Source organism: Paraflavitalea speifideaquila (genome assembly GCF_032395985.1).
Taxonomy (GTDB): domain Bacteria; phylum Bacteroidota; class Bacteroidia; order Chitinophagales; family Chitinophagaceae; genus Paraflavitalea; species Paraflavitalea speifideaquila.
On sequence record NZ_CP135920.1, the window covers coordinates 5,659,053 to 5,685,620 of the forward strand.

Consider the following 26,568-nt stretch of genomic DNA (forward strand, 5'->3'; position numbering starts at 1 on the left):
GGTAAGGAGGTCCAATTATCCTGCGTAAAGCCGCATTGGGGCTGGAGCTGGTTCTTTATATGTCCAATGGCACCAGCCAATACCCGCCCCATTGAGTTTGTCAACATTTTGACGCAACCAGGCATCCGAATTCTCACCTGTTTCCCCTACCCAAACCGGTACATTCCAACGGGTACGAAATTCAGTAAGGTTGATCAGGCGATTGATCTGATTGGGATTGCCATCCCGTATATTGTCATCTCCCTCTGCTATCCAATAGCGGTGCGCATTGTATACAAGGTTGGAGCGGTTGGTAAAATTGTTGGGTTCCAGGTAATCATAATTATTGCCAAATCCATTCCCTTCGATCATGATCAGGTGCGAATCACCCAATCCTCGAATGGCATTTACGAGGCGGTTGCTGAGATTAAAGATGGCAGGTCCACCACCAGGCACATTATTGGGCTCATTGATCAAATCCCAAAAAGCTACCGTATTATTATTGATATAGCGCGTTACAATAGCCTGCCATAAGCGCACCGTTACATCCTGAAACAAAGTTCTGTTCCAAAGATCGTTCCCCACCAGCGCATCCGATATATTGGCATCCGACCCTTGTGCACCTGGTGCAGCATGCAGGTCTACAATTACATATATACCCCTTGCCGAACACCAGTTCAGGCAGTTCTCCAGCGTCCTGAAACCCTCCGTATTGGGATCGGTAAACAATTGGTTATTGTTGTACCAGCCTTGCATCGAGTTCACATAATTCGTATAGTTGCCCGAATTACGTGCTACCGTATTCCGTACAGCTCTTTGCGTAGCCGTAAGGAACAATTCATAATGCATAGGGATACGCACACAGTTAAATCCCTGGTCCGCAATCCAATTGATATCGCTTTGCGTAATGAAATTGTCGCGCCAGCTTTGGTAAAAACTTTCTACCTGCGCATCCGTTTGCCCCTGATTGTAAAGCGTATGTTTAAAAGACCATTGTGTACCACCTGAATTGGGGTTCATCATATACCCTTCTTGTAAAAGCCAGCCGCCCAGGCCAACCCCTTTCAGGATCACTTCCTGGTTACTGGCATTGACAATACGTTGTCCATCCGCCCGCAGCCTGGATAATTGCGCGGCGGCAGGATGGCATACAACAAGCATCGTTAGAAGGCTACTGCTTAAATACAGCAGCCTGGCTACTTTCCGTAGATAACAGCTCATGATATTTTGGTTTTTGGTGAACAAAACAATTCATGAAGACATGCTGCGGGCATGCCGGGCGGAGAGTTCCAAATGTTGCGAAAGCATAAATAATAAATGGAACGGTGTTAAAAAAGTGGAAGCATTCAACCTGGAAAGGTAAATGCGTTCCACCTTTAAATGATTGCTTGCGAAACGCAAAGCGTTATCTATCAATAACGCAAACTGCCTGTATCAAAAAGGTAATAGCAATGTGGGGATTATTTACTTCGTACCACCCCACTCTTTTAACTGTTCAATTTTAGTATTTTCCATTTCCAGCAAGGGAATGGGCAGGTATTCGTGTTTGTCCGCTTTAAAACCTTTGGGTCCCAATACCGATGGCCCATCACCCCAGCGTACCAGGTCCAGCCAGCGATGCCCCTCTCCTGCCAGTTCCAGCCTTCTTTCCAGTTTAATATTGGCCATCGTAGCTGTTACATGGTGCAGGTTATCACCATAAGCGCGGTCGCGCACTGAATTGATCAAGGCGGCCGCCCTCGTAAGATCACCATTGCCCATTACAAGTGCTTCAGCTTCCAACAGGTAAGTATCAGCCAGGCGCATATCATACATATTCTTGGGGAAGTTTAGTTCCATATTACCAGCACCCGTCCATTTAAACGATTCACGGCCTGCGGTTTTCCAGGAAGTATCCCGTATTCATATATCCTTTTTGGTAAGTCACCTTGCCATCCGTTTCCAACTGTTTAAGATTGGCAATAGTGGCATTTAAGCGTGGATCATCTTTCATCGCGTTGTACAGATCATCCGTAACAACCAGAAAACTCCATCCCGATACATAATCCGGTGCCGCAGGGTCTACCCGGTTATAACCACGGGGGCCGGTCATAATGTTCAGTACATTCCCTTCCGTACAGGCTACACAACCCCAGCCACCGGCCGACGTATTGGTAAAGGATATTTCAAAGATCGACTCACTATTAAACTTGTTATTGACCCTGAACAGTTCAGCAAAGCTGGTGAGTAGTTTGTTTCCATACTGGCTGGTACCGCCAGGGTACCATTCACGGCTGCCAATTCAGTGGCAGCAGGTCCGTATTTCTTTTGTTGCAGGTATACTTTACCCAACAAGGCTTGTGCAGCGGCTTTGGTAGCCCGGCCGGCCTGTGTGGTTAAAGTAAGCGTAGCCGGCAGATCAGTAAATGCTTCTTTGAGATCCTTCTCAATCTGAGTATATGCATCTGCAGCAGGCGCTTGCAATACATCATACATTTTATCTGTTTCAACAGGTATAGTGAGCAATGGAACTGCTTTGAAGAAACGTACCAGGTCAAAGTAAAAATAGGCCCTTAAGAATTTTGCCTCGGCAGCAAATCGTTTCTTCGTATTCTCATCCATCGGCACTTTAGGCAATTTCTGCAGCAATATATTGGCCCTGAACACACCGGAGAAACCCTTGGCCCAAAGGTCCCCTGCGGCCCGGTAGCCGGTGTAAGCGTATAATTAGACATTACCTGGTAAGCAGTAACATCATTAGGGCCACCTCCGCCAGCCAGGTGGTCATCCGAACCCGCATCCATCGTTCCTATCTTCGTTACATAACCGCCTGCCTGAAAACCTACCAGGTCATATACAGCTACCAGCCCATTATAGGCCTCTGTTTCGTTGCGGTAATAATTGGATTCCAGGAACTGCCCTTTCGGTTCTACATTCAGGAAACTCTTTTTACAGGCGCCCATGGTAAAAACACCGGCCACCAAAAGAACACTATATGATAATTGTTTCGTTGTCATTTTGCTTGGTTTTAAAGTTGACTAAAAGCCGAGGTTAACACCTAACATGAAAGAACGCGCCTGAGGATAAATACCCCTGTCGATGCTCATAACGCCACCACCGATCTCTGGGTCATAACCGGTATACTTGGTAAGCGTAAACAGGTTCTGGCTCATGATGTAAAAACGCGCCTTCTGCAAGCCTGCTTTTTAATAAGACTATTGGGTAAGGAATAACCGATCTGTAATGTTTTCAACCTGAAATAACCACCATCTTCCAGATAAAAGTCGGAAGGGTTTGTAAAGTTCTTATTGGGATCATCAATATTAAGACGGGGATGTGTGTAAGAAGAACCTTCTCCTGTCCAGCGGCCCAGTGCTTTGGTTTGCCAGTTGGCATTCCCTATATCCAAACGGCGCAAGCCCTGGAAGATCTGGTTGCCAGCAGCGCCCTGCCCGAAGATCACCGCATCAAATCCTTTATAATCCAGGTTGATGGTGAAACCGTACGTCCAGTTGGGCGTAGGATCGCCAATAAACATCCGGTCGGCTTCATCTATCACACCATTCTCATTTTTATCCATCCATTTAAAGTCACCGGGTTTGGCATTCGGTTGTATTTTAGTGCCATTCTTTGAAACATAAGCATCTACTTCGGCCTGGTTCTGGAAAATGCCCAGGGTCTTGAATCCATAGAATGAGTTAACCGCTTCACCTACTGCTGTACGTGTAATAGGATAAGTAGTAGACTGGAATCCTGTACCACCAGAAAGGTATTGCACATTATTACCCAGGAAGGTTACTTCATTCTCCATCCAGGATATATTACCTGCTACAGAGAAATTCAATTCACCCAGTCTTTTGCGATAACCCAATTCCAATTCCACCCCGGTATTTTTCATACTGCCGATATTGGCTGCCGGATTGGAAATAGCACCTACATAACCAGGTATACGTGGGTTTTGCAGGATGTCAGTGGTCTTCTTATTGAACCATTCAAAGGTTACATTGAAGTTGTCAAATATCACCGCATCAAAACCAATATTCATATTGCTGGTTTGCTCCCATTTCAGGTTGGGATTGGAAGGTGCATTGGGGCTATAACCAATCGTATAACTGCCGGAAGTACCAATCGTATAGTTACGGCCACTGCCTACCGTAGAGATAAAGGCAAAGTCACCAATATTGTCATTACCAACTACACCATAACCTCCCCTAACCTTCAGGAAATTGATATGACTGTTAATGGGGAAGAAGTTTTCTTTAGAAGCCACCCAACCCAATAAAAAGGAGGGGAATACACCATATTTATTGTTGGCGCCAAAACGGGATGAACCATCCCTTCTGATCAGGGCCTGCATGAGGTACTTCTCCTGGTAATCATACGTTAAGCGACCAAAGAGCGAAGAAACCGTATGTTCCGTTCCTTCAGAGCCATCGGAATTGCGTTGATCCGCAGGTACTTTAAAGTTCAGCGAAGCGTCTTGAAATTATCGGCCGGCACATTAAAGAAAGTAACAGTAGTCATGGTGGCCCTGTTTTCCAGGTAAGCACCTTGACCTGCCATTAAAGAAACATTGTGATCACCAATATTGCGGCTATAAGAGATCGTATTCTCAATATTGTAATCAAAACGCTTGTTATTCGACCTGCGGAAATTGGTTTGCGTAGTTACGTTCGTAGGGTTCAACCAGAAGATCGGGGTAAACGCCTCATCACCCCAGAAAGAAAGTTTTCCTCAAGCGTCGTTTTGAGCTTCAATCCTTTAATAGGCGATGCTTCGAGGTAAACATTACCTACCACATTATCACTCCAGCTATTGTTGCCCAGGCGGGTTTGAATGAAGGCCAGCGGGTTCGTCATTTCCTGACCCACGGTGGTGGATATACCATAAGGACGGCCCTGTGGATCGAGCCGCACTCCCTTATTGGTATAAGGTGCAGCAGCAATTTTGGCAGGGTCGGTTTCCACTACAGGCGTAATGGGATCAAGGTTAATAGCAGCCGATAAAGGGCCGCCAAATTCACTATTGGTATTACCCAAACCAACGGATTTATCATGGGCATAGCCAATATTCTCTCAAATGTGAGCCATTTGGACAACTTATGAGTAGAGTTGATCCGGATATTCATCCGTTTGTATTTCGATATATCAGTAGCTACAATACCTTCCTGATCCAGGAAACCGAAGGAGAAATAAAAAGTAGAACGCTCATTACCACCACTAAGGCTTAACTCATGGTTTTGCCTTTTGGCACTGTTGTTAAAGATCTGCTCCTGCCAATCCGTGCCTTTACCAAATGCAGAAGGGTTGGCATAAGGCGCCGGTTTATTGGCATTGACAGCCGCTTCGTTTCTAAGCGTAGCATATTGAGTAGCATCGAGCAGGTCCAGTTTTTTAGCTGGAGCCGATACACCATAAAAACCATTGTAATTAACACTAAGCTTGCCGATCTTTCCTTTTTGGTAGTAATAAGGATAACACCCGCAGCTGCACGGGCTCCATAGATCGCCTGCGAAGCCGCATCTTTCAACACCTCAATGGATTCAATATCAGATTGATTAAGGAAACCAATACCACCATTGTCTACCACCGTTCCATCAATAACCCAAAGGGGGTTATTATTATTCAGCGTCGTGATACCCCGTACCCTCACCGTAGCCGCCGATCCTGGCTGACCGCTGTTTGCAGCAATCGTAACCCCCGATGCCCTACCCTGTAAGGCATCTTCCACCCGGTTAATGGGCATGTTTTCCAGGTCAGTAGCTTTTACACGGGAAATGGCGCCAGTAGTAACACTCTTCTTTTGAGTGCCATATCCAATTACAACGATATCATCCAGGTCGGCCACCCTGGGCGTTAGAAGAATAGTAGCGGGTACTTTATCAGCGGCAAACTCCTGTTCGGCATAACCGATATGCCTGAATACCAGCACATCGCCTTTAGAGGCGTTGATACTGAACTGGCCATTGGCATCTGTTAATGTTCCGCGGGAAGTTCCTTTTACTGAAATGGAGGCACCGGCGATGGGAGTGCCGTCTTTGTCATTGATCTTGCCGGTGACCTGTTGTTGGGCCCAGACGATGGGCGATAGCAACAGGCATAGAAATAGAAATGCGCAAGCAATTAATTTTTCATACACAAGCAGTTTAACGATCCGTTATTGTAAAATGGCGATTGGACCCTCCTAAAAGGGTAGTACCAAATTACTTCCTGCCCTCCCTTTAAACCGCATATTCCTCTACGTCATTACTACTACAAAAAAATTTAATATATTGGTTGTCAATAGTTGCTATTTACGCCAGTCCTACTACAACACATATTTCCCCTATTTTTACAGCAAACGATTGCGTATATGAGGCTGCTGCTTTTGCTACTGATGATCATATTCTTTTATCCGGTGTACGCCCAGAACACCATTGGCTTTCCGGATATCATCAATTACACCAAAGAACAATACCGCGGAGGTGGGCAAAATTGGGATCTGGCTATTGATAGCCGGGGAAGTATGTATTTTGCCAATACCGAGGGACTGCTCACCTTTGATGGTCAATTCTGGAAATTATACCCCATTGCCAATCATACACGCCTTCGCTCGGTAAAGGTCGACCAGCGCGGATATATCTATGCAGGGGCCCAGGATGAGCTGGGCTACTATTTTCCCGATCCTGCCGGCATCCTGCGTTATCACTCACTCAAAGGCCTGCTGCCACCCGGCAAAAAGCAAGTGTCTGATGTATGGAATATTGAACTGTATGAAGGAGCTGTCTTTTACCATGTGTATGATATGATCCTGGAGTACCGCAATGGGCGCATGAAAGTGCATCCAGCCCCTCGCGAATGGCGTAAACTCTACAAAACCAGCAAAGGATTGTATGCCCAGGACATGCAAGAGGGGCTTATGAAATATGAAGCAGGGCAATGGATAGCCGTTTGCAATAATGGAGCCCTCCGGGACATGCTGGTTACTGGCGTGCTGGAAGATCCTACTGGCTCCCTGCTGATCGCCACCCATAAAAATGGCTTGTTTACTGTTAGCAACAAACAGCTGATACCCAAGGCAACAGAGGCCAACAGCATTTTTGCCTTGAGTCGCATCTATGGCGCCATTGAACTGAACGATACTGAAATGGCTGTAGCTACTACGGCCGATGGTTGTTACATTATTAATAAAGCGTCGGGCAAGATCATCCAGCATTTTAGCATGGAAGAAGGCCTGCAAAACAATAACGTATTGAGGTTATTCGCCGATGAACGGCAGAATATCTGGCTGGCCCTCGACAATGGGATCGACTTCATCAGGTACAATACTTTCATCAAACAGATTTACCCCGACAAAAAGAACATGTTGACTACCTACGCTGCTCAGGTATTTGACAATAAACTCTTTGTGGGCACTTCAGATGGAGTATACAGTACCCCTTTATGCAGCACCAGTGATTATAGCTTCTCCAATAACCATTTTCAACGGGTAAGTAACAGCCAGGGGCAGGTTTGGAACCTGTCCGTGATAAATAATCAATTGTTGATGGGTCACCACGAAGGCACCTTTCTCATCAGCAATAACAACGCTTCACAGCTAACCACCGAAAAAGGATGCTGGTTATACAAACCATACCATGCACGTTCCTCCCCTACAATGTACTGATTGGCGCTTATGATGGCTTATACGGCGTTCAAGCCAGCCCAAAGGGATTTACACCACCTACTCATTTTAATGGCCTGAAGGAGTCCCTGCGCTTCCTGGCAATAGACAATGATGATACCATCTGGGCCTCCCATCCCTACCGGGGCATCTATAAAATAAGCCCTCCGGGCGATTCCGTGCATTATACACTGTATACCAGTAAGGAGGGGTTGCCTTCCGATTACGACAATTTTGTTTTCAGGATCCGTAACCGGATACTCATCGCTACCCGGAGTGGGATCTATGAGTACCAGGCCGCTACCGGACGTTTTGTGAAATCGCCTTTGTTTTATAATGTATTGGGTAATATAGGTGTTCAATTCCTGGCCGAGGATATCAATGGCAATATCTGGTTTACATCTAACCGCCGCCCGGGTATCATAGATTACCACAAACCATCGGACAATCAACCCTATTCAGTTATTTACTTCCCGGAATTGCAGCAGAAAATTGTAAATGGCTTTGAATCCATCTATCCCTATGATGATGAAAATATATTCATGGCCGCCGAAAAGGGGCTGTATCACCTCAATTACCGCAAGTACATACAGTCCGCTGCCGGCCCAGCTATCTCTATTGGTACTGCCCGTGCCATGGGCAAATCGGACAGCCTGCTTTTTGGAGGTTATTTTTCCAACGATAGTACCTTAATTCCCAAGCAAGATGAACAACGTACGGTACAATTACCCAACGGATACAATGATTTTCATTTTGAATATGCCTCCCCTGCTTATGATCAGGGAAGTAATATTGAATACAGTTACCGCCTCCTGGGTTTCAACAATACCTGGAGTGAGTGGACCTCAAAACAGAAAAGGAATACACCAACCTCTCCTATGGCAACTATACGTTTGCAGTAAAGGCCCGCAATAACCTGGGCCTTGAATCGGAAGAAACCCGGTACAGCTTTACCATCTTACCGGCCTTCTACCAAACCAACCTGGCAAAGACCTTTTATGTTTTACTTTTTATCAGTCTACTCTATCTGCTGTACAGGAGGCAAAAACGCAAGTTCATCCACCAGCAACAAAAATACCAGCAGAAACAAGAACATCTTATTTCCCTACATCAATTGGAATTGGAAAGGAATGAAAAAGCGCTGATCAAAGTACAGAATGATAAACTAGCGTCGGATGTACATTTCAAGAACCGGGAATTGGCTACCGTAACCATGCACCTGGTAGACAGGGGTAAGGTGCTTTCCAACATAAAGGAAGTACTTCATACCACCATTAAGAAACTGGAGCCAACAGTAACACAAGATCATTTTAAAAGAGTGATGCGGCTTTTTGAGGATGCCGAAAACAATGAAGAAGATTGGGAACATTTCTCCCGGCACTTTGATGAGGTGCACAGTAATTTCCTGGCAAAAGTGAAAAAGCATTTCCCTATGCTCACAACTACCGATCTGAAGTTGTGCGCCTACCTGCACATCGATCTTACTTCAAAGGAGATCGCTCAATTACTGGGAATTTCAGTACGGGGTGTGGAAACCAGCCGTTACCGGCTCCGGCGGAAGCTGGGCATCCCTGGTGAAGTTTCACTCAATGCTTACTTACTGGAAGCAATCGAAAACAGGTAAATATAAGATAAAGGATAATTCAGCACCTAGCCAACTATCTTTTTTAAGGCGGCTTTAGATGGAAGATATAATTTATATTCTTTTGCATTATTGTCCGGGTAAACCCGGTACAAAATAGCCTGTATGCAGCCAGTGGCAAAACATTGAGGCTAAAAATAGATGGTTTCAAAATAGGGGGTAGTACCCCAGATTATTACGGACTAAATGCGATAGAGGCATTATTAGTTTTTCGCCAGGCTTTATAAGTGTCCCGCATAAAGTCCAATAGCTCTACATAGCTCATCAGATGCAGTCGTATAACGGTAATCATATTGGCAAAGGACTTTTTGGTGGCGGCTTCCTTGCGGATAACCACCATCAGCAACTGGGCGATCAGGACACAATAGATCTGCATTTTGATGGCATTAGGGCTTTCGCCCCAAAAGTATCGCAGGGGAAAGTTCTGTTTGATCTGTTTGAACAAAAGTTCGATCATCCATCGGTTTTTATAGAGGGTGGTGACCTGAGTAGCTGGCAAGGTAAAATTATTGGTCATATAGGCATATACTTTACCGTCTTCTGTTTTAAACAAGACACGCCTGAGTTTTAACCTTTCGGTGACCAGCCCATTGGACTTGACTGCTACAGTGATTAATTGCTCTTTGAGAACCCCACAGGCTTTGCGCTTCCGGGTTTTGTCTACCAGGACCTTACAGACGTGGGGAAAAGCTAAAAAGTAATGATCTTACTGAAAAATATTGTGCTTTCCTGTGTTTCTGTAAATAAGCAGTCGAATGATCTTGTTTAACTAATCAATTTACCTGATAAATATATAATAAAAATAACAAACCTGAACCTTTAGATAATTATTCTGCTGTTTTAACCTGCCAGGGCCAGGAACCCATAGATATTGTCTATCACTCAATAGAAAACGATGATCAATCTCTATTAGCATAAGCCCTACATTTGCACCACTTTAATACACACGATCAGCCTGCCTGCGAAAAGTTTGTCATCCTTTTATTTATTGTCGTAACTAATTAGCATAATAATATGTCCAACAGAGTAATTTCCATTGGCAGCCAATTTCCTGCCTTTAAGAAGAAAGCAGTAGTATCTATTGAAAAAGGAAAAGAGTTTTCAGAATTGACCAATGATAGTGCCAACGGTCAATGGACCGTCATGTTCTGGTGGCCAAAAGATTTCACTTTTGTATGTCCTACAGAGATCGCTGAATTCAACAAAAAGCACAGCGAATTCACTGATCGTGATACCGTATTGATCGGTGCTTCTACCGATTCAGAATTTGTTCATGCTGCCTGGAGAAGGGATCATGCCGACCTGCGCGATCTGAAATTCCCCATGCTGGCCGACACTTCCAAATCACTGGCCGAAGAGTTGGGTATCCTCGACAGCGAAGAAAAGATCGCCTACCGCGCTACCTTCATCATCGATCCACAAGGTATCGTTCGTTGGGTAAGCGTATATGACCTCAATGTAGGCCGAAGCGTACAAGAGGTAATCCGCGTATTGGATGCTTTACAAACAGATGAACTGTGCCCCTGCAACTGGAATAAAGGACAGGAAACACTGACCACCCAGTTGAATTTGAACTAATCATATGAAACGTGAGCAGTGAGACGAAAATTAATTTGGCGTCTTGCTCCTCACGTTCTTTTTCACGTTTATCGTTTCACATTTCACGCGAATTACTATGAGTGCAATAGCCACTATATCAAACGAAACATTTCAGAACCTGGTCAACGACCTGGGTATTCCCCATTATATACCTTCAGCCAATGCACAAGCATTGCTAAACGTAAATGCACGTTTTATCAAGGATATCAAGATCAATACGGGCAATGTATTGAACAATAGCCAAAACCTTCAGCGCAAGGAAGCCTTATTGCTGGCCCTGGCAGTAGCCATCAATGAAAAATTTGACCTGCTGAAAGAAAGCTTTGCCACCCTGGCCAAAGAAGCAGGCGCTACGGAAGAAGAGATAGCAGAGATCACCGCCTGTACCTCCCTGATGAATACGAATAACATATTTTATCGTTTTCGCCATTTCATGGGCAGGGATTTTTACAATAACCAGCCGGCCGGCATCAAAATGAGCATTATGATGAATCCGGTACTGGGCAAGGAATTCTTTGAGCTGGTGAGCCTGGTAGTATCTTCTATCAATGGCTGCGAAATGTGTGTTACTTCACACGAACAATCCGTATTACAACACGGCAGCAGTGAAGCACGGGTATTTGAGGCTGTGAAGCTCGGCGCCGTGATCAAAGGTTTGATCAACGTATTGGCATAAGATGCACCTGTTTTCAGGATCCATAAAGGCGGCATGCTGATGCGTGTCGCCTTTATTATTGAGCATCCATTATCTCCATGCAACGTTTCTTTCAATCAGGTTGTTAACCGTTTGTCGTCTGCTTCAACAGACGTGTCACACCGCAAATAGGCCAGTTCATCACCCTCCCGGTCGTTTGCAATAAGCCACCCGCTTATTTTTATCATTGTAACAACCCAATCTCATGAAAGTAATCCATTTGCTGTGGCTATTGGTACTGCCTCTGTTTGTACATTCCCAGACCACCTTTTCCAGGATCTACCCCGATGGAACTGATAGTGATATTTTAAAGGACATGGTGTATGTTTCGGCTAATGAGTACGCCTTCATCACCAGGTCCAATTTTTACCGGATAGATAATAAGGGAAATATCCTGACCAATAACAGCCTCAAACAGGGCATATCCACCTTCCTGTATTCCATGCTGACAGACCAAACAGGTCATTTCTATATAGCAGGCTATATGGCTACCAGCCTCAGCGATTCAAAGATGTTACTGTATAAATTGAACAGCGGTGGGCAGCTCCTTTTTCTGTACCGATAGTTAACGCGTCGGCTCATACCATCAGGATCAGCAAGGCGTCCAATAATGGAGTATTCGTCATTTATACCCTTTCTTACGGATCGGATTACCAACTTGTAGTTGCTCGATTTAATGAACAGGGGCACGAATTATGGAATAAAATTGTCACCAATGACGCCTCTCAACTATTTGCTGCACATGAAGGACCTAATGGTTCCGTGGAGATAGTAATGAATACAAGGGGAGATAAGAAAACCTGGTTATTCAAGGTTGATGCAACCGGTAATTTTTCACTCAAAGAGATTCCCCTTCCCAAACAGCCCAATGCAGAGCAGTTTACCTACGATTTTTGCCCTGCACCCGGCGGTGGCTACGCCATGGCAGGTTCGGTATACACGCCCGGCAAATTCGGTAACAGTCTATTGTACAAAACAGACAAGGATGGTAACCTGCTATGGCAGAAAGAACTGAATATTTATATGGATGATCAGATCATGAGTATAGTACCCACCATTGATGGGTATTTGCTGCTGGCAGAGGCTGGTTTTGATGACGATTGGTCCAATGATGTAGCGGGAGATATCGTGCTGCTGAAAACCGACTGGCAGGGCAACACACAGTGGAAAAGGCATTGGGGAGCACCCGGAAAGACAATGCGACTAAAGTGCTGGTACCCGATGCCAATAGTATATTGGTTGGCGGACGTGTATCCTGGCCCGGGTTTATTGTCCCCGTAGCCGTACTCTTCAAAACGGATAACCAGGGCAACCTTACCACTACCCTGCCCTTTCAGCCGGCTCCACCCTCCAGTTTCACGAAGGTGCTGGTAAATAACGATGCCCCGATACAAAAACTCACCAAAGCCATCCCGGCCGAAGGAGGCACTTTTATTGCCGGAGGAAACTTCCAGGATAAAATGGACGATGAAGTATATCCCTATCTTCTTAAAGTGAGTAAAACAGGACAAGCCACCTGGCAAAAAAAGTAACCGATCAGCCCGGCGTGCTGAAAGCCGTCACCAATACCCTTGATGGGAACTTTATAGGCATGGCAGAACAGCAGGACGTATTCGGCAGGATCTATACACTTGTTAAATTCACCACCAATGGTGATACCTTATGGACTGCCCGCCTGGGCACCACCATCGCACGTGATATCATCACCACCACCGACGGCGGCTATCTGCTGGTCGGCGGAGAAGACCACACACTTTCCAACTATGACCTGATCATAATAAAAACAAACGCAACCGGGCAAGAGCTATGGAGAAAAAAAACAGGCCTTAGCTCACACTGGGAAATAGGTACCCGTGTGAAAGAAACGCCCGAACATGATTTTATCATCGCTGGTACATCAAGAGTTGCTTTTGATGATGCCGGGGCTGCCTACGCAGCCAAAGTAGATAAAGGAGGGAATATCCTGTGGTCAAAAACCTTCTCGGCAGGTTATGCTCATGGCCAGTTCTACGATGTGGTGATCACACCAGATGGTGATTACCTGATGGCCGGATCAGCTGGCACCAATTATGACAGAAGAGATCTGTTGGTGATGCAGCTCACCAGGCAGGGCGATAAACGCTGGGAAAAACCTACGACCTGCACCTGCTGGAGGAAGGATTTTCCCTTGCCTATTTACCCGGCGACACCATCCTGCTGGCAGGCACCACCGGGGAGCCACTGGCCGGCAACCTGGAGAAATTCGGATTCCTGATGACCCTGAACAAAGATGGAAATAAGCAGCGTGTACAATATTTAGGCAAACAGGGCGTTCAGACAAGCGTAGAAAAATATGGGTACAGGGTGATGAAGTAGTGCTGGCTGGCAATTCACAGGATGGATACGGAGAAGGCTATATCTACTTTACAAAAGCCGGTACAATATCTACCACAGAACAACCTGCCGCCACCGGATCACTCACCGTATACCCCAACCCTGCTAACACAACAGCGTTCCTTTCGATGAAAAACAATTATACAGGTCCTGTCAACATCGTTTTATACAATACCATCGGCCAGCAAGTGATGGCCGTGCAACGCACCAAAACCAACTTTGAATTGAAAGAAGAAGTTCCCCTCACCGGCCTGGCTTCGGGCATGTATTATTTTTCATCCAGCATGGCAGTGATAAAAGTGTGAAAAGGTTGGAAATACTGAACAGGTAAGCAGGGGCACCGGATGGTTCCGGCACGGCTATCACTAACGAAGGCCGTACTTTTTATTTCCGCTTTACCCGGGGCGGTTGTAGGCTTAGTACCTGCAAAGCATCATTATTGGTCGCGGCCACCACAACCCTGCCCCCGTTATCCATAGGTATCAGGGCCAGGTCCTTTATATCTCCTATAAGCACAAAACCACTTATGGCCGGCTGAACAGCTTTAAACTGCTTATTTTTCTGCCCCGTAAATAACATCCATATGAAGCGTCATATCGGCCGGTCATTACTTCGGTCTGGTATTCATTGCCTGCCAATAAAAGATCGATCATCCCATCGCCATCTATATCTACACAAACAATAGCATTTACCGGGGCAAACTGGGCTTCCATGGGAAGATAGCGCTTCACAAATTTTCCATTGCCTATATTCTCCAGCCAGCAACTGCCAGTTTCATCACAGATCAATGAAAGCAGGCTATCCTTAGCCTTACCAGGATAGATCCCGGCAAAAGAAGCGCGGGCATAATCCTTATGATACAGGAACTGCTTTTTAATGGTAGGCACCTGGTCCGCAAACTGCCGGCGGTTAATGGCTGGAAAAGACCTGCGCTTTCCATCCTGGTCTTTGAAAAATAAAATGGAATGGGATCAATACTTCCGTTGCCATCCATGTCTTTGGCAAACAGTTGCATTGGCTCCTCTTTGCTTACCCGGTAATCACAATTCAATCCCATATTACCAGCTACGATGTCTACATCACCGTCGCCATCCACATCCGCTGCAGCGAGGCTTCGCCACATGCCTTCCATCTGTTGCAAGCCTGTCGTATTCGTTATTTCCCGTAAACGCCCCTTGTCGTTTTTGAAGAACCGTACCGGCATCCATTCACCAGCTATCACCAGGTCAATTTGTTGATCATTGTCAAAGTCGGTCCATACCGCCCCTGTGATCATACCCGGCTCTTGCAGATCAGCACATACATTTGCCGTTACCTCCGAAAAAACACCCCTGTTATTATGAAGGATAAAACTTTTCGGCGCCAATGGATAGCGGTTGGATACACGCCCGCCAATGAACAGGTCGGGCAGGCCATCCTGGTCGTAATCGCCCACACTGACACTGCCTGCAATGGTACGTACATGAGCAGGGATGGCAGCCGGACTCACCGTAAAATGACCCAGCCCATCATTCAGGTATAATAGCGGCTGGTTGTATACCGCCGCCACCTCAAAGCGAACATCCCCACACTGATCAGCAGGTCCATATCACCGTCAGCATCTGCATCAAGGAATGTACAATCCTGGTCCACCTGCATCTTTATACTATTGGTAATTGGTCGCCCTGTAAAATGCCCGTTAGCGTCCTGTATGAATAACTGCCCGGAGAAATTGAAAGCCCCGCCCACAAAAAAATCCATCAGTCCATCCTTATTTACATCAGCAGCGGTTAGGAAAGGCCCCAACTGCGAATACTTCTGCGGTAGTAAACGTTGATTGGCAAAATCATTATAAGCCCCTTCGGTATGTTGATAGGCGATATGCGTGGCAGTAGATGCTTCTGTAAAAACGGGCGCAGGATCAGGTATTGACTCACTGGCTTGTTGCCGGGCATCACGGATAGTAAGCACCAGCAACGTGTCCACAGGCACCCCGATCAATACCTGCCTTCTTTCATCAGGCCATACGATCTCGATAGAATCAATCCTGAAGGTTGATACCCCTTGCCTTACCGATCCCACATTCCATGTTTCCGTAGCCGCCGGTACTACTCCCGCCTCCTGGCGCTGCATGGCCTGCACCTGCGTAGTACCCAATCCAAAAAATAAACGCTGGTCTACCGACGAAAAATAACCCCGTACCGGGCCTTGTTCCTGCACCTGCAAATGACCCTGGTTATACAAGGTCACCTTTGCACCAAACCCTTGCCTGTTGTTTTGATCCCCTCCAGCCTGATGGCCAGGTAATGAACCGGTGATGGCTGGCCGGCATGGATGGTATTGTTTACAAACAAAAAAGCTTCCTTATTGATATTGTTCACCACCATATCCAGGTCACCATCATTGTCAAGGTCAGCCCAGGCCGCTCCGTTTGACATGGACGGCTCATCAATTCCCGCCCGGGTGGAAGCGTCTGAGAACGTATAATTATGGTTATTCAGGTAGAGGTAATTACCCAGGTTAATATGATTTAAAGAAGACAGTTTATTATTGATCAGCTGACGTTGCTCCTGGGAGCTTCGCTTATTGGCAAAGACCGTTGAACTAAACTCAATAAAATCGGCGTTGATAAAATCGCGGCCAATACCATTGGTGATATGCATATCTTTCCATCCATCATTGTCAAAATCGGCCAACAGTACACTCCAACTCCAATCCGTGGTAGCTATGCCTGCCAATTGGCCAATTTCACTAAAGAAAGGGATATGAGTATCGCCGGACTTATAAACACCATTGTTCAATTGCAACATATTACGCATAAAGCCGGGTTCATATCCAGCCGCCCGCTCCGCTTGGTATCGTTCATAGTTCATGAATGAAAAAGTGGTCTTACGCCGCTGGTTGAGCTCCGGCATCATATCAAGCGTTACTATATCCGGCAAACCGTCGTTGTTGATATCTCCGGCATCCGCACCCATACTGGAATAACTTTGGTGTCGAAGGCTGTTTGCAGCCGTATTGGTAAACGTACCATCGTGATTATTGAGCCAAAGCAGATCGTCCGACAAAAATCATTGGCTACATAAATATCCGGCCACTGGTCATTGTTAAAATCACTGACCACTACCCCAGCCCATAGCCATCATCTTTGATACCTGCGGCCTTGGTAACATCGGTAAATACCGGATGATCGCCCCCTGTAGGTATACCTTCATTCCTATACAGCTTGTCATTGGCCGGAGAAGTGCCCGTAAGGTTGCGGGGGTAAATGGTATTGGCATTGGGACCATTCAGTAAATAATTGGCCAGGTACATGTCCAGATCACCATCCCGGTCATAATCCGTAAATACAGCCTGCGTGGAATAACTGGTATCGGCCAACCCATAAGCTGCCGCCGATTCTTTAAAGTGCAGGTTGTGTTGGTTGATGAATAACAGATTAGCCGCCCGTTGTGAAAGGTTTTCCCAAATACCGATACATAGATATCATCGAACCCATCATTATTGATATCCACGATGCTCACACCCGTAGCCCATACCTGCGTGTGGAGACCCGCCCACTCTGTAATGTCTTCAAAACGATTATTCCCTGTATTGATGTACAACCGGCAACTTACCTGGTTGCCCGTAAAAAAAAAATATCAGGCAATCCGTCGTGGTTGAAATCGCCTATCCCTACTCCCCCACCCATATAACCAAACTCATTGATGAAGGATTGCAACGTATCATTCTCTTGTATATCATTGCTAAAATAAATACCTGTTTGAGTGGCTGGTATTAGAGAAAATAAGGTATCCACCTTTGCCGGCTTACAGGCCACTACCATTACCAGAAGTATACAGCAACAATAATAATAGGGCGGTTTTAATAAGATCATCTTTCTAATATCCTGGGTTTTGCCTGTCAATGCCACCATCCGACAACCGTGGGTTATTGTCTATCTCGGCTTGTGGTATGGGTAATAACTCATCCCTTGTTTTGTAATAGGAAATGGGATCAGGAATGCCAAAATACCCTTTCTTTCGCCAACGAAGAATATCCCGGTTGCGCACCTCTTCACCACCCATCTCTACTGTTTTTCATGTATGATGGCTTTGGCGATCTCTGTTTTATTCGAGGTGGGGTATTGGGTGGTAGGGTAATGAGGCATAGCCACACTGGCCCGGTCGCGAACCTGGTTAAGGTAACCAATGGCAGCACCCGGGTTATTCAATTCATTTTCACATTCAGCCAGCATCAGTAGCACCTCAGCATAACGTATAATCCGTTGGTTGATCCCACCTGGCCTAAAAGTATTGTTGTCCTTATAGATCAGCATGAATTTGCGCCAGCTGATCTTTTGTTACGCCATTTACCACAGAGGTATTTCCATTTTGCTCGGCATCAGTAAGCGTATTGGCGTTGTTATTGTATTTATCCCCCGTCTGGTATACCGAAAAAGCAAAACGAGGATCGGTCTTCGTGGCGCCTGAAGCCGTATTTTCAAACTCATTCAGGAATTTATTGGAGGGTATGAGGTTGCGCCAGGCAATGGGAGAATATTCCTGGTTACGTACCGTACTTTGTGGTTGTGCGTTGGGATTATCATCGCCTGTATAACCCCAGTTAAAGTTATTGTCGCCCCGGTCGAAGAATACCGCTTCAAAAATAGACTCACTGTTGAACTCATGCTCCTCATCAAAATTATCCAGGTAATTGGGGCGCAAGCTATAAACACTACCACCGGGGTTAACAGCCAGGAGGGCAATTTTAGCATTGGCATAATCCCCCTTTTGCATATAGGCCCTGCCCAATACCGCATTGGCTGCGCCCTTGGTAGCCCGTCCAAGGTCCGTAGTCACCGCGTCCAATCCGGCGGCAGCATCTTTCAAGTCCTGGAATATTTGGTTATAGACAGCATCTACCGGAGTCCTTGGTTGGAATTGGTCGGGCGCCGTAACTTGTTTAACATACAATGGCACAGCACCCCATTGAGAAACCAGTTCAAAATAAGCCCAGCCTCGGAAGAATTTGGCTTCAGCCACACACTGGTCACGAAGGGCTGTATTGTCTGTTATAGCAGGGCCATTATCGATCACCGTATTGGCGCGATGAATGACCGTATACAAACCATTCCAAACACTGTTCATCACAGCATTGGAAGCAGTTGTAGCGCCGTTCAGCAATTGTGCACGCGGAGGTTCCAGTTGCCCACCACCGGCCGACACATCATCACTGCGCGTATCGTGCAGGAAAAACCATTCGCGGCCAATTAAAGCCGCCGAATGGAAAATGGAATAAATAGCATTGGTGCCCCCAGCAGTTCGGTGCTGTTTTTAAAATAGTTATCTACCGTAGGCGAATTGGGATTGGTTTTATCAAGCTCTCTATTGCAAGCAATCAGCACAATCCCTGTGAAGATACAGGCCAGTGTTATTACTTTAAATACAACTGCATATTTCATATGAAGCTTTTTAAGAAACGATTTGGAATGAATGCCTTTAAAATCCGACCTGAAGGCCAAATTGGAATGACCTTGCCGCCGGATACTGACCATAGTCAATCCCATTTGTAAGCGTTGTATTTTTGGAACCTATTTCAGGATCCCAACCATTATAACCGGTAAAGGTTAGCAGGTTTTGGGATGATATGTATAACCTGAAACTGCTAATAGCTCCTTTTGATACTGACTGCAATACTTTATTGGGAATGGTATAACCGATAATAATATTTTTCAACCGCAAATAGGACCCATCTTCTATCCAACGGGTAGAAGGACGTACATTCTGATTGGGATCGCCACTAACAGCCCTTGGTATGTCAGTATTTTTATTCGTTGGGCTCCAGGCATTCAGCACAGCCGTACCGGAACCAAATAAGCGGGCCATGCCTTCACTAATGATCCGGGCAGCATTAAATATCTTATTGCCTTGCACCCCCTGCAGAAAAAGGGAAGCATCAAAGTTCTTATACTTGGCGCTATAATTCAGGGCATACGAGAACTTGGGCAGGTAGCTGCCGATAAAGGTGCGGTCCGCATCTGTGATCTTTCCATCTCCATCCAGGTCAGCAAACTTCAGGTCACCAGCGGCCGTACCCGGGGCTTGCGTAGGACTTTTAGTCACCTCATCAGCTGTTTGGAATATACCTGCCACTACATACCCATAGTAGGATTGAATGGCCTCCCCTGCCCTCGTACGCGTAATGGCTGTACCCCCACCAAAATCCTGGTCGCCTCCTTGATCAATAGTAGCCGTTTCTGTATTCAGGCTAGTTACTTTATTGCGTATGAAGCTAATATTTCCTGTAAGGTTCCAGGTAAACGCACCTTGGTTCTTATTGTATCCTGCCTGAAACTCCAACCCCTTATTTTCCATGGCTGCGACATTGGCCAACACCCCTGTACCAGCAAAACCAAAGGAAGGCGGAGTGGGTACATTCAGGATAAGGTTGTCCGTTTTGCGAACAAAATATTCGGCAGAAAGCGTAAACCTATTGTTCATAACACCTATATCCAATCCAATATTCAACTGTTTGGTTTTCTCCCATTCCAGGTTGGCGTTGCCCAGTGCATTGTAGTATGAAGCATTGCCCGTAGAGTTCACGTTGTTAAAGGGATACGTGGCACCATTGGCAGCCACCACCACCTGCCAGGGATAATCATTATTGAGGGCAGCTACTGCGTTGAGGCCCGTAATACCATAACCAGCCCTTACCTTTAATTCAGAGATGAAGGGGGCAGTGCGCATGAATTGCTCCTGGTCTATACGCCATCCCACCGAAGCAGAGGGGAAATTAGCATATTTCTTTCCGGGCGCCCACAGAGATAATCCATCGCGCCGGATAGCAGCACTCAAGAGGTACTTACCGGCATACTCATAACTTATCCTGCCTACCATCGATTGCAGCAGGTTTTCACTCGTGGTAGATATAAAGCTTACATTCGTGGCGCCACGCAATACCTCAATATCATTGCTGTTCTGGTTACCCGATGCGTTCTCCGCAGCACTCCTGGTCCCTTGTACCTCAAATACGCCTACCGCATTAATATGGTGATCACCAAAAGTTTTATCAAAAGTAAGTTGTTCAGTAAATAAGATAGTCGTTGATGAATTACGTTGATCCCTGATGGTCGACACTGCAGAGTTTCGCCCTTTATCATTGAAGATGGGAAGGAACTGGTGCTGAAACAGGTTTACATGATCTACCCCGAAGGTAGAGCGGAATTTAAGCCAGGAAGTAAAATTAATTTCCAGGAAAGCAGTACCCAGTACTTTCAGTGTTTTATTGGTGGCATTGCCCAACAGTTCAGCATCTTCAACCGGGTTGGTAGGATCGGCCCCATCCACACTATTTTCAGCGCCCCGGTAACCGCCAATCGTAGTAGGATCATACACGGGCAAATAAGGCAGGTTGCGGATCACATTCACCAGGCGTGTCCTGTTGCCATTTGTATTATCATATCGTTGCTTGGAATAAGAAATAAAGAGGTTCTCACCGAATGTAAACACTTTACTGATGGCATGGTCCGAATTAATGCGAAAGTTTCCCCGTTCATAATTCACTCCTCTTGCAATACCATCCTGTTTGAAATACCCGGCAGAAGCGAAATAACGGGAAACATTATTACCTCCTGCCAATGAAAGATCTTGCTGCGTAAGGATACCACTCTTAAAATAAGCATCCTGCCAGTCAGTATTGGTCTGTGCAAAAGTTTGCGTAGCGCCAGCATAGATGGGTTTGTTGAAATTGGCAGTTTCCAACCGGGGCGGCAAACCAATACCTGCATTACCGTTCAATGCTCTTTCGTATTGGAGGTATTGCGCCGTATTGAGCAGGTCGATCTTCTTCCAGGCACTTTGCGTACCCACATAACTATCGAGGTTGATGCGCAGCTTACCATCTTTCCGGCCTTTTTGGTGGAAATAAGGATCACCCCATTGGTGGCCCTGGAACCATAGATAGCGGCAGCACTGGCATCTTTCAATACTTCTACCGATTCAATATCACGACTGTTGAAATTGCTAAGGTTACCTGTAGGGAAACCATCAATAACATATAATGGATCAGATGCAAAACTGATGGAGCTGATACCCCGGATGCGTACAATGGGGGTGGTGCCAGGTTCACCATTATTAGTAACAGTAAGTCCTGCTACCCGCCCCTGGAGGGCGGCTTCAACACTGGCCACCGGTAGTTCTGCAATGGTTTTACCACTTACCGAAGCAATGGCACCCGTGAGGGTGCTTCTGCGCTGACTTCCATACCCTACAATGACTACTTCATTCATATTGATCATTTCAGCCTGTAAGGTGACCGCCACCTCATTCTCCTGTCCAATCAAAACCGAAAATGGTTTATAACCCACCATGGAAAACACCAGCGTTTCTCCCACTTCTGCATTGATCGAAAAAGCCCCTTCGGTATTAGTAGAAGTTCCTTTCGCTGTGCCTTTTACCACCACCGAAACACCGGCCAGTCCATCGCCTTTCTCGTTGTTTACTTTACCTGTCACGATCTTATAAGACATTTCATTGATCACATCAGTTTTTTCCAAAGCGCCTTCCTCATAAAAAGCAATATTTACACCATTGCCATCTCCCTTACGCATCAGTACTACCTGCGTACCAGATACCTGGTAACATATATTCAACGGTTGAAGTAATACATCCAGCACATCACCCAGACGGCGGTCCTGGGCTACAACAGATACTTTTTGACGGGTGGGAATGCGCTGGGAGCTATATACAAACTTGATCCCGGCCAGCTTACTGATCTCGCCCAGTACCGTTTTTACCTCCTTTTGTTCGGCAATAAGATTGATCTTTTTATTCAATACTTCCTGCCCATTGATGGGATTGGCATGAATAACTACATGGAGCATTGTAATCATTAATAGTGGCAGCAGTCCTATCCTCATAAACCCGTAAATTAACTGGTTAACGAGCTGTTTTTTCATACTTTTGCATTGTTTGGTTAAAGCAAATCGGTTTAATCAAAACAGGTCCCCGCAATCTTTGGTGGCTGTGGGGAAAATTCCGGGCTGATATTGTTCGCAGCAATACCAGCCTTTTTATTGATAGCTTCGGGCTACGCGCTTTGAGATTTGAGCCTTTTGACTCGCAAAACCTATTGTATCAGCTCCCTGCCCGCAGTTCTTAACTCTCAGCTTATATTTATTGACATCCATTGGACTGTATGACCACCTGTCCGTCAATCACTTCATACACAGCGCCAATGGCCGTGCATATCAGGTCCAGTTTGTGGTAAAACGTTTCACTTTTCAGGTCGGCAGTTACCGTGCATTTCTCCAACAGTTCATTATCATACACAATGCCTATTCCATAAGCTTTACCCAACTCATTGAATACCTTGACTACAGGGGCATCTTCATATTCCATCTTTTGTTCGGATACACGGGGCACGATCAATAAAGGATCATCCAGTAATACCTTTTGGAATTTATGGCCGGTCTTTTCATATACCAGTTGTTGATTGGGTGTTAAGATCACCTCGCCTGGTTTATGATCGGTAGCGCTACGGCGGGTATTGGTAATGGCCTGAGAATATACGGTTACTTTACCAGTACGAACAATAACCTGTATGGTAGTATCATTCTCAAAGGAGCGCACCGTGAAACTCGTCCCCAACACTTTTGTAACGATCTCATTGGCAAAAACGCGGAATGGGCGGTCAGGGTTTTTAGTCACTTCAAAGAAAGCTTCTCCCGACAGGTATACATCCCGGGTAACCGAACTATCGAACTGGTTCCCATAGCCAATACGGCTGCCTGGCGACAAGGAAAGAGAACTTCCATCCGGCAGGGCGATGGTAACAGGTTTATCCGAGGTATTTACATTTTCAATCAATTGGCGGGAGGCCGTCATTTTCTCCCAGGTAAAGGGTGTTGCATGACCCCATGTAAAGTACAAATACAATACACCACCCATTAGGCAAACAACCAATACAGCTGCCGCCACATACCAGCTACGAGCTTTCATCCGGCTTATTACAGGTGTTTGGGGTACTGGATGCCGCTGAATGGTTTGTAATAACCGGGCAGCTTCCTCTTCTATTTCCTGCGCCGGAAGCACAGGAGGAGCTATATAAATTGATTCGAGGATGCTGCGGGCTTCGGCTATCACCAAATGCTTACCAGGGTTCCTGGCAAGCCATGTATTCCAGGCTGCATCATCCTCAAGCCGCCGCTCATAAACCCAACGTGCAAAGTCCTCATCCATAACGAAGTCCGTAATATCGAACAAGCGAAAATCTTTCATTCCTGGCGGTGTTGTACCTATAAGTTCCACCGGGAAGCAAAATCTACTGGAAAAATGGAAAGTATTTTTTTAGAAAGATGGCCGATCCGGGCAGTGATACAATTTTAACTGTTATTGGTGTTTTTAACAATTATTCGCACAAAGCAACGATACTATCCATACTGTCTAAACATTGCTCATACACAATGAGTTTTGCTGTCTTTTACACAGTATGAATGCGTCTTTTGAATAGGCATTTCCTATTAGGTGTTTTAGTGCAGCATAGTTTTTGAATAATGTTTATATCCTAATATTGTAAGGTTACCCGGTTGCCTAAACGGATCAACCTGCTCCATAACCAAGTGATTGCTGATGCCAGAGAATGATGCACAAGCCGACCAAAATTGGCTGCAACAACTGCAACAAAGCGATGAGCAAGCCCTTGCCGCGCTGATGAAAAAGTATTATACCAACCTGTACAGCTTTGGCATTCGTTTTACAATGGATGAAAGCCTGGTAAAGGATTCCATACAGGAAGTGTTTATCAGCCTTTGGCAACGAAGACTGAATGTAACATCTATACTCTCAATTAAATATTATCTATTGCGGGCTGTCAAGAACAAAGTACTCAAATCACTCCATCAACAAACACAGCGAACAGAAATGGCTGATTGGCAGATCAGCTATGATTTCATACAGGAGTTTTCCATAGAACGCCTGATCATTGAAAAGCAGCTGTCCGAAGAAAGAGCAGCCGCCCTTCGTAAAACCTTATCCCAGCTCTCTAAAAGACAACATGAGGTGATTTACCTGAAGTTCTTCCAACAACTCGATCATGGGCAAATTGCCGAGCTCATGAATGTATCCCGCCAAAGCGTATACAACCTCCTGCATGAAGCCCTCCAAAAACTACGCAATCTGTGGCAGGAAGAGTTCCTTGCAAAATAAGCCCCTCTACCAGGGTATAAAAGAAAAGGGCGAGGCTTGCCAGCAGGCGCCCCACCCTTATTATGTAAGGTAATGTAATATCTATTTTACATATCCCAGGATCTTCAGCATACTTTGGGCGGTTTGCTCTTTGGCATATACCCAATCTACCAATTTACCGTTCTTATCATGCCCTACAATTACATGCTTGGGCGAAGGGATGAGACAGTGTTTGATACCTCCATAACCGCTGATCTGGTCCTGGTAAGCCCCTGTATGGAAGAAGCCCAGGTACAAGGGCTCGCCATTGTTTATTTTGGGCAGGAACACCTCATTCACATGTTCTTCCGAATCATAGTAATCATGGCTATCACAGGTAATACCTCCCAACACCACCCGCTGGTATTCCTGATCCCATTTATTAATAGGTAGCATCAGAAACTTTTCACCAATACCCCAGGTATCGGGCAAGGTAGTGATAAAGGAAGAGTCGATCATATACCAGGTTTCCCGGTCATTCTGCATTTTTGTCCTATCACACTGTATATATGGGCCATGCTCTCCCCTACCGTATAGCTACCAAATTCGGTGAAGATATGCGGCATGGGAACATTGTTCTTTTGCAGGCTTTCTTGATATTGCCAATGATCTCATTGATCATGAATTGGTAGTCATACTCAAAGCCCAGGGAATGCTTGATGGGGAAACCGCCTCCGATATTGATAGAATCCAGTTCTGGACAGATCTTCTTGAGCTGGCAATACAAGTTGATGACCTTGTTTAGCTCACTCCAATAGTAGATATCATCCTTAATTCCCTTGTTGAGGAAAATATGCAACATCTTTAATTGGAACCTGTCTTCATTGCCTTCGATCTTATCTACATAGAATTCCAATACATCCCTTGGCCTGAAACCCAGGCGGGAGGTATAGAAAGGAAAGGTGGGTTCTTCTTCAGCGGCTATGCGTATTCCCAGTTTGAAAGGAACCTTGACAGACTTTTTATATTGCTGCAGTTCTTCCTTGTTGTCCAGTACGGGCACTACATTTTTAAAGCCCGTATTGAGCAAATGGGCGATGCGGCTGGTATAAGTCTTTTGCTTGTAGCCGTTACAAACGATAAAAGTATCCTTGGTGATCTTTTTCTTCTCGTATAGCTTTTGATGATCTCTATATCGTAAGCATAAGATGTTTCCAGGTGAATATCGTGTTTCAGCGCCTCTTCTACCACGAAAGAAAAGTGGGAGCTCTTGGTACAATAACAATAATTGTACTCCCCTTCATACCGATGCTTTTTAATGGCATTGGCAAACATCTTCTTGGCCTTTTGATCTGCATACCGATCTTGGGCAGGTAGGTAAGCTTCATGGGTGTACCGTACTTGTCAATCAGCGCCTTTATATCAAGGCCATTAAAGAAGAGGTTATTGTCTTTCGTTTCAAACCCTTCCTGTGGAAAGTTAAAGGTTTGCGTCACCAGGTCGGTGTACGAGTTGTTCATGAACTGATTCTGGCTGAT

Annotated in this window: 40 protein-coding genes; 12 read left to right on the forward strand and 28 right to left on the reverse strand. The window is 45.7% G+C overall.

Going from position 1 to position 26,568, the window contains the following annotated elements:
- Positions 1-15 precede the first annotated feature (15 nt).
- From RS881_RS38880 to RS881_RS38920, 9 genes are all read right to left on the reverse strand, one after another.
- Positions 16-1,200, reverse strand: a complete 1,185-nt coding sequence (locus RS881_RS38880) for a glycoside hydrolase family 5 protein (RefSeq protein WP_315815689.1) — start codon at positions 1,198-1,200, stop codon at positions 16-18.
- A 243-nt stretch (positions 1,201-1,443) separates the two neighbouring features.
- Positions 1,444-1,818 carry a RagB/SusD family nutrient uptake outer membrane protein gene (locus RS881_RS38885; RefSeq protein ID WP_315815690.1) on the reverse strand — a complete coding sequence of 125 codons (375 nt, stop codon included), beginning with the start codon at positions 1,816-1,818 and terminating at the stop codon, positions 1,444-1,446.
- Positions 1,819-1,846: 28 nt separating this feature from the next.
- Entirely contained in the window at positions 1,847-2,071 is a 225-nt protein-coding gene (locus RS881_RS38890; protein ID WP_315815691.1) for a hypothetical protein, read from the reverse strand.
- Between the two features lie 29 nt (positions 2,072-2,100).
- On the reverse strand, positions 2,101-2,625 hold the full coding sequence (locus tag RS881_RS38895) for a RagB/SusD family nutrient uptake outer membrane protein (RefSeq protein WP_315815692.1): 525 nt from the start codon (positions 2,623-2,625) through the stop codon (positions 2,101-2,103).
- Entirely contained in the window at positions 2,532-2,975 is a 444-nt protein-coding gene (locus RS881_RS38900) for a hypothetical protein (RefSeq protein WP_315815693.1), read from the reverse strand. The genes RS881_RS38895 and RS881_RS38900 overlap by 94 nt, the downstream gene beginning before the upstream one ends.
- A 21-nt stretch (positions 2,976-2,996) precedes the next feature.
- Complete coding sequence (locus tag RS881_RS38905) at positions 2,997-3,131, reverse strand: hypothetical protein (RefSeq protein ID WP_315815694.1); 135 nt, start codon at positions 3,129-3,131, stop codon at positions 2,997-2,999.
- Positions 3,128-4,429, reverse strand: coding sequence for a TonB-dependent receptor domain-containing protein (locus RS881_RS38910; protein ID WP_315824742.1), 1,302 nt, complete (start codon positions 4,427-4,429; stop codon positions 3,128-3,130). Before RS881_RS38910 ends, RS881_RS38905 begins: the two co-directional genes overlap by 4 nt.
- Positions 4,426-4,644, reverse strand: coding sequence for a hypothetical protein (locus RS881_RS38915; protein WP_315815695.1), 219 nt, complete (start codon positions 4,642-4,644; stop codon positions 4,426-4,428). The genes RS881_RS38910 and RS881_RS38915 overlap by 4 nt, the downstream gene beginning before the upstream one ends.
- Positions 4,641-4,997, reverse strand: coding sequence for a hypothetical protein (locus tag RS881_RS38920; protein WP_315815696.1), 357 nt, complete (start codon positions 4,995-4,997; stop codon positions 4,641-4,643). The genes RS881_RS38915 and RS881_RS38920 overlap by 4 nt, the downstream gene beginning before the upstream one ends.
- A 62-nt stretch (positions 4,998-5,059) precedes the next feature.
- On the opposite strand from RS881_RS38920, the gene RS881_RS38925 reads away from it, so the two are divergent.
- Positions 5,060-5,188, forward strand: coding sequence for a hypothetical protein (locus RS881_RS38925; protein WP_315815697.1), 129 nt, complete (start codon positions 5,060-5,062; stop codon positions 5,186-5,188).
- On the opposite strand, the gene RS881_RS38930 is transcribed toward RS881_RS38925, so the two are convergent.
- A complete protein-coding gene (locus tag RS881_RS38930) occupies positions 5,185-6,096 on the reverse strand; it encodes a TonB-dependent receptor plug domain-containing protein (RefSeq protein ID WP_315815698.1) in 912 nt (303 codons plus the stop codon). The genes RS881_RS38925 and RS881_RS38930 overlap by 4 nt on opposite strands.
- A 213-nt stretch (positions 6,097-6,309) precedes the next feature.
- On the opposite strand from RS881_RS38930, the gene RS881_RS38935 reads away from it, so the two are divergent.
- The 3 genes from RS881_RS38935 to RS881_RS38945 are packed head-to-tail and all read left to right on the forward strand — an operon-like array spanning position 6,310 to position 9,223.
- Positions 6,310-7,602, forward strand: coding sequence for a ligand-binding sensor domain-containing protein (locus RS881_RS38935; RefSeq protein ID WP_315815699.1), 1,293 nt, complete (start codon positions 6,310-6,312; stop codon positions 7,600-7,602).
- Positions 7,551-8,501 carry a hypothetical protein gene (locus RS881_RS38940; RefSeq protein WP_315815700.1) on the forward strand — a complete coding sequence of 317 codons (951 nt, stop codon included), beginning with the start codon at positions 7,551-7,553 and terminating at the stop codon, positions 8,499-8,501. Before RS881_RS38935 ends, RS881_RS38940 begins: the two co-directional genes overlap by 52 nt.
- Positions 8,438-9,223 (forward strand): triple tyrosine motif-containing protein, encoded by a 786-nt coding sequence (locus RS881_RS38945; protein WP_315815701.1) that lies wholly within the window; start codon positions 8,438-8,440, stop codon positions 9,221-9,223. Before RS881_RS38940 ends, RS881_RS38945 begins: the two co-directional genes overlap by 64 nt.
- 193 nt (positions 9,224-9,416) lie before the next feature.
- On the opposite strand, the gene RS881_RS38950 is transcribed toward RS881_RS38945, so the two are convergent.
- Positions 9,417-9,794 carry a transposase gene (locus RS881_RS38950; protein WP_315815702.1) on the reverse strand — a complete coding sequence of 126 codons (378 nt, stop codon included), beginning with the start codon at positions 9,792-9,794 and terminating at the stop codon, positions 9,417-9,419.
- A gap of 461 nt (positions 9,795-10,255) precedes the next feature.
- On the opposite strand from RS881_RS38950, the gene RS881_RS38955 reads away from it, so the two are divergent.
- From RS881_RS38955 to RS881_RS38985, 7 genes are all read left to right on the forward strand, one after another.
- Positions 10,256-10,819, forward strand: a complete 564-nt coding sequence (locus RS881_RS38955) for a peroxiredoxin (protein ID WP_315815703.1) — start codon at positions 10,256-10,258, stop codon at positions 10,817-10,819.
- Positions 10,820-10,916: 97 nt separating this feature from the next.
- Positions 10,917-11,516 (forward strand): carboxymuconolactone decarboxylase family protein, encoded by a 600-nt coding sequence (locus RS881_RS38960; RefSeq protein ID WP_315815704.1) that lies wholly within the window; start codon positions 10,917-10,919, stop codon positions 11,514-11,516.
- A 223-nt stretch (positions 11,517-11,739) separates the two neighbouring features.
- Positions 11,740-12,099: a hypothetical protein gene (locus RS881_RS38965; RefSeq protein WP_315815705.1), complete on the forward strand. Its 360-nt coding sequence runs from the start codon at positions 11,740-11,742 to the stop codon at positions 12,097-12,099.
- 209 nt (positions 12,100-12,308) lie between these two features.
- Positions 12,309-12,815 (forward strand): hypothetical protein, encoded by a 507-nt coding sequence (locus RS881_RS38970; RefSeq protein ID WP_315815706.1) that lies wholly within the window; start codon positions 12,309-12,311, stop codon positions 12,813-12,815.
- Positions 12,770-13,066, forward strand: a complete 297-nt coding sequence (locus RS881_RS38975; protein ID WP_315815707.1) for a hypothetical protein — start codon at positions 12,770-12,772, stop codon at positions 13,064-13,066. Before RS881_RS38970 ends, RS881_RS38975 begins: the two co-directional genes overlap by 46 nt.
- Positions 13,067-13,080: 14 nt before the next feature.
- The gene (locus tag RS881_RS38980) at positions 13,081-13,788 is read left to right on the forward strand and encodes a PQQ-binding-like beta-propeller repeat protein (protein WP_315815708.1); all 708 of its coding nucleotides are present in this window, start codon (positions 13,081-13,083) and stop codon (positions 13,786-13,788) included.
- A 100-nt stretch (positions 13,789-13,888) separates the two neighbouring features.
- A complete protein-coding gene (locus tag RS881_RS38985; RefSeq protein ID WP_315815709.1) occupies positions 13,889-14,212 on the forward strand; it encodes a T9SS type A sorting domain-containing protein in 324 nt (107 codons plus the stop codon).
- A 219-nt stretch (positions 14,213-14,431) separates the two neighbouring features.
- Here the strand turns inward: RS881_RS38985 and RS881_RS38990 are convergent, their stop codons facing one another.
- The 14 genes from RS881_RS38990 to RS881_RS39050 all read right to left on the reverse strand — a co-directional run bounded on the left by RS881_RS38990 (position 14,432) and on the right by RS881_RS39050 (position 24,145).
- The gene (locus tag RS881_RS38990; protein WP_315815710.1) at positions 14,432-14,695 is read right to left on the reverse strand and encodes an FG-GAP repeat domain-containing protein; all 264 of its coding nucleotides are present in this window, start codon (positions 14,693-14,695) and stop codon (positions 14,432-14,434) included.
- The gene (locus RS881_RS38995; RefSeq protein ID WP_315815711.1) at positions 14,692-15,456 is read right to left on the reverse strand and encodes an FG-GAP repeat domain-containing protein; all 765 of its coding nucleotides are present in this window, start codon (positions 15,454-15,456) and stop codon (positions 14,692-14,694) included. Before RS881_RS38995 ends, RS881_RS38990 begins: the two co-directional genes overlap by 4 nt.
- Positions 15,420-16,130 carry an ASPIC/UnbV domain-containing protein gene (locus tag RS881_RS39000; RefSeq protein ID WP_315815712.1) on the reverse strand — a complete coding sequence of 237 codons (711 nt, stop codon included), beginning with the start codon at positions 16,128-16,130 and terminating at the stop codon, positions 15,420-15,422. Before RS881_RS39000 ends, RS881_RS38995 begins: the two co-directional genes overlap by 37 nt.
- 2 nt (positions 16,131-16,132) lie before the next feature.
- On the reverse strand, positions 16,133-16,954 hold the full coding sequence (locus tag RS881_RS39005; RefSeq protein ID WP_315815713.1) for an FG-GAP repeat domain-containing protein: 822 nt from the start codon (positions 16,952-16,954) through the stop codon (positions 16,133-16,135).
- A 55-nt stretch (positions 16,955-17,009) separates the two neighbouring features.
- Positions 17,010-17,267 (reverse strand): hypothetical protein, encoded by a 258-nt coding sequence (locus RS881_RS39010; protein WP_350340378.1) that lies wholly within the window; start codon positions 17,265-17,267, stop codon positions 17,010-17,012.
- Positions 17,177-17,491 (reverse strand): FG-GAP repeat domain-containing protein, encoded by a 315-nt coding sequence (locus RS881_RS60530; RefSeq protein WP_350339995.1) that lies wholly within the window; start codon positions 17,489-17,491, stop codon positions 17,177-17,179. Before RS881_RS60530 ends, RS881_RS39010 begins: the two co-directional genes overlap by 91 nt.
- An 8-nt stretch (positions 17,492-17,499) precedes the next feature.
- Positions 17,500-17,763, reverse strand: coding sequence for a hypothetical protein (locus RS881_RS39015; protein WP_315815714.1), 264 nt, complete (start codon positions 17,761-17,763; stop codon positions 17,500-17,502).
- Positions 17,764-17,767: 4 nt separating this feature from the next.
- Entirely contained in the window at positions 17,768-17,953 is a 186-nt protein-coding gene (locus tag RS881_RS39020) for a hypothetical protein (protein ID WP_315815715.1), read from the reverse strand.
- A 2-nt stretch (positions 17,954-17,955) separates the two neighbouring features.
- On the reverse strand, positions 17,956-18,204 hold the full coding sequence (locus tag RS881_RS39025; RefSeq protein ID WP_315815716.1) for a RagB/SusD family nutrient uptake outer membrane protein: 249 nt from the start codon (positions 18,202-18,204) through the stop codon (positions 17,956-17,958).
- The gene (locus RS881_RS39030) at positions 18,191-19,093 is read right to left on the reverse strand and encodes a RagB/SusD family nutrient uptake outer membrane protein (RefSeq protein ID WP_315815717.1); all 903 of its coding nucleotides are present in this window, start codon (positions 19,091-19,093) and stop codon (positions 18,191-18,193) included. Before RS881_RS39030 ends, RS881_RS39025 begins: the two co-directional genes overlap by 14 nt.
- 44 nt (positions 19,094-19,137) lie before the next feature.
- Positions 19,138-19,329: a hypothetical protein gene (locus tag RS881_RS39035; protein ID WP_315815718.1), complete on the reverse strand. Its 192-nt coding sequence runs from the start codon at positions 19,327-19,329 to the stop codon at positions 19,138-19,140.
- A gap of 37 nt (positions 19,330-19,366) precedes the next feature.
- Complete coding sequence (locus tag RS881_RS39040; protein WP_315815719.1) at positions 19,367-21,736, reverse strand: SusC/RagA family TonB-linked outer membrane protein; 2,370 nt, start codon at positions 21,734-21,736, stop codon at positions 19,367-19,369.
- Entirely contained in the window at positions 21,661-22,824 is a 1,164-nt protein-coding gene (locus RS881_RS39045) for a SusC/RagA family TonB-linked outer membrane protein (protein WP_315815720.1), read from the reverse strand. Before RS881_RS39045 ends, RS881_RS39040 begins: the two co-directional genes overlap by 76 nt.
- A 217-nt stretch (positions 22,825-23,041) precedes the next feature.
- Positions 23,042-24,145 (reverse strand): FecR family protein, encoded by a 1,104-nt coding sequence (locus tag RS881_RS39050; protein WP_315815721.1) that lies wholly within the window; start codon positions 24,143-24,145, stop codon positions 23,042-23,044.
- 351 nt (positions 24,146-24,496) lie between these two features.
- Between RS881_RS39050 and RS881_RS39055 the strand changes: the two genes are divergently transcribed.
- Positions 24,497-25,072, forward strand: coding sequence for an RNA polymerase sigma factor (locus tag RS881_RS39055; protein WP_315815722.1), 576 nt, complete (start codon positions 24,497-24,499; stop codon positions 25,070-25,072).
- Between the two features lie 81 nt (positions 25,073-25,153).
- On the opposite strand, the gene RS881_RS39060 is transcribed toward RS881_RS39055, so the two are convergent.
- The 3 genes from RS881_RS39060 to RS881_RS39070 are packed head-to-tail and all read right to left on the reverse strand — an operon-like array spanning position 25,154 to position 26,550.
- The gene (locus RS881_RS39060; protein ID WP_315815723.1) at positions 25,154-25,576 is read right to left on the reverse strand and encodes a type III PLP-dependent enzyme domain-containing protein; all 423 of its coding nucleotides are present in this window, start codon (positions 25,574-25,576) and stop codon (positions 25,154-25,156) included.
- Between the two features lie 40 nt (positions 25,577-25,616).
- Positions 25,617-26,309, reverse strand: a complete 693-nt coding sequence (locus tag RS881_RS39065; RefSeq protein WP_315815724.1) for a type III PLP-dependent enzyme domain-containing protein — start codon at positions 26,307-26,309, stop codon at positions 25,617-25,619.
- The gene (locus RS881_RS39070; protein ID WP_315815725.1) at positions 26,275-26,550 is read right to left on the reverse strand and encodes a hypothetical protein; all 276 of its coding nucleotides are present in this window, start codon (positions 26,548-26,550) and stop codon (positions 26,275-26,277) included. The genes RS881_RS39065 and RS881_RS39070 overlap by 35 nt, the downstream gene beginning before the upstream one ends.
- Positions 26,551-26,568 lie beyond the last annotated feature (18 nt).

Excerpts from the sequence above, each read along its gene's own strand:
- RS881_RS38955 (WP_315815703.1), top strand. The coding sequence starts at position 10,256 with ATGTCCAACAGAGTAATTTCCATTGGCAGCCAATTTCCTGCCTTTAAG.
- RS881_RS39070 (WP_315815725.1), bottom strand. The coding sequence starts at position 26,550 with ATGAACAACTCGTACACCGACCTGGTGACGCAAACCTTTAACTTTCCA.
- RS881_RS38905 (WP_315815694.1), bottom strand. The coding sequence starts at position 3,131 with ATGAGCCAGAACCTGTTTACGCTTACCAAGTATACCGGTTATGACCCA.
- RS881_RS39055 (WP_315815722.1), top strand. The coding sequence starts at position 24,497 with ATGCCAGAGAATGATGCACAAGCCGACCAAAATTGGCTGCAACAACTG.
- RS881_RS39045 (WP_315815720.1), bottom strand. The coding sequence starts at position 22,824 with ATGAAAAAACAGCTCGTTAACCAGTTAATTTACGGGTTTATGAGGATA.
- RS881_RS38935 (WP_315815699.1), top strand. The coding sequence starts at position 6,310 with ATGAGGCTGCTGCTTTTGCTACTGATGATCATATTCTTTTATCCGGTG.
- RS881_RS38965 (WP_315815705.1), top strand. The coding sequence starts at position 11,740 with ATGAAAGTAATCCATTTGCTGTGGCTATTGGTACTGCCTCTGTTTGTA.
- RS881_RS39050 (WP_315815721.1), bottom strand. The coding sequence starts at position 24,145 with ATGAAAGATTTTCGCTTGTTCGATATTACGGACTTCGTTATGGATGAG.
- RS881_RS38885 (WP_315815690.1), bottom strand. The coding sequence starts at position 1,818 with ATGGAACTAAACTTCCCCAAGAATATGTATGATATGCGCCTGGCTGAT.
- RS881_RS38880 (WP_315815689.1), bottom strand. The coding sequence starts at position 1,200 with ATGAGCTGTTATCTACGGAAAGTAGCCAGGCTGCTGTATTTAAGCAGT.
- RS881_RS38925 (WP_315815697.1), top strand. The coding sequence starts at position 5,060 with ATGAGTAGAGTTGATCCGGATATTCATCCGTTTGTATTTCGATATATC.
- RS881_RS39035 (WP_315815718.1), bottom strand. The coding sequence starts at position 19,329 with ATGAAATATGCAGTTGTATTTAAAGTAATAACACTGGCCTGTATCTTC.
- RS881_RS39025 (WP_315815716.1), bottom strand. The coding sequence starts at position 18,204 with ATGCTGATCTATAAGGACAACAATACTTTTAGGCCAGGTGGGATCAAC.
- RS881_RS39020 (WP_315815715.1), bottom strand. The coding sequence starts at position 17,953 with ATGGGTGGTGAAGAGGTGCGCAACCGGGATATTCTTCGTTGGCGAAAG.
- RS881_RS39015 (WP_315815714.1), bottom strand. The coding sequence starts at position 17,763 with ATGATCTTATTAAAACCGCCCTATTATTATTGTTGCTGTATACTTCTG.
- RS881_RS38890 (WP_315815691.1), bottom strand. The coding sequence starts at position 2,071 with ATGACCGGCCCCCGTGGTTATAACCGGGTAGACCCTGCGGCACCGGAT.
- RS881_RS38960 (WP_315815704.1), top strand. The coding sequence starts at position 10,917 with ATGAGTGCAATAGCCACTATATCAAACGAAACATTTCAGAACCTGGTC.
- RS881_RS38970 (WP_315815706.1), top strand. The coding sequence starts at position 12,309 with ATGAATACAAGGGGAGATAAGAAAACCTGGTTATTCAAGGTTGATGCA.
- RS881_RS38940 (WP_315815700.1), top strand. The coding sequence starts at position 7,551 with ATGCTGGTTATACAAACCATACCATGCACGTTCCTCCCCTACAATGTA.
- RS881_RS38900 (WP_315815693.1), bottom strand. The coding sequence starts at position 2,975 with ATGACAACGAAACAATTATCATATAGTGTTCTTTTGGTGGCCGGTGTT.
- RS881_RS39060 (WP_315815723.1), bottom strand. The coding sequence starts at position 25,576 with ATGCAGAATGACCGGGAAACCTGGTATATGATCGACTCTTCCTTTATC.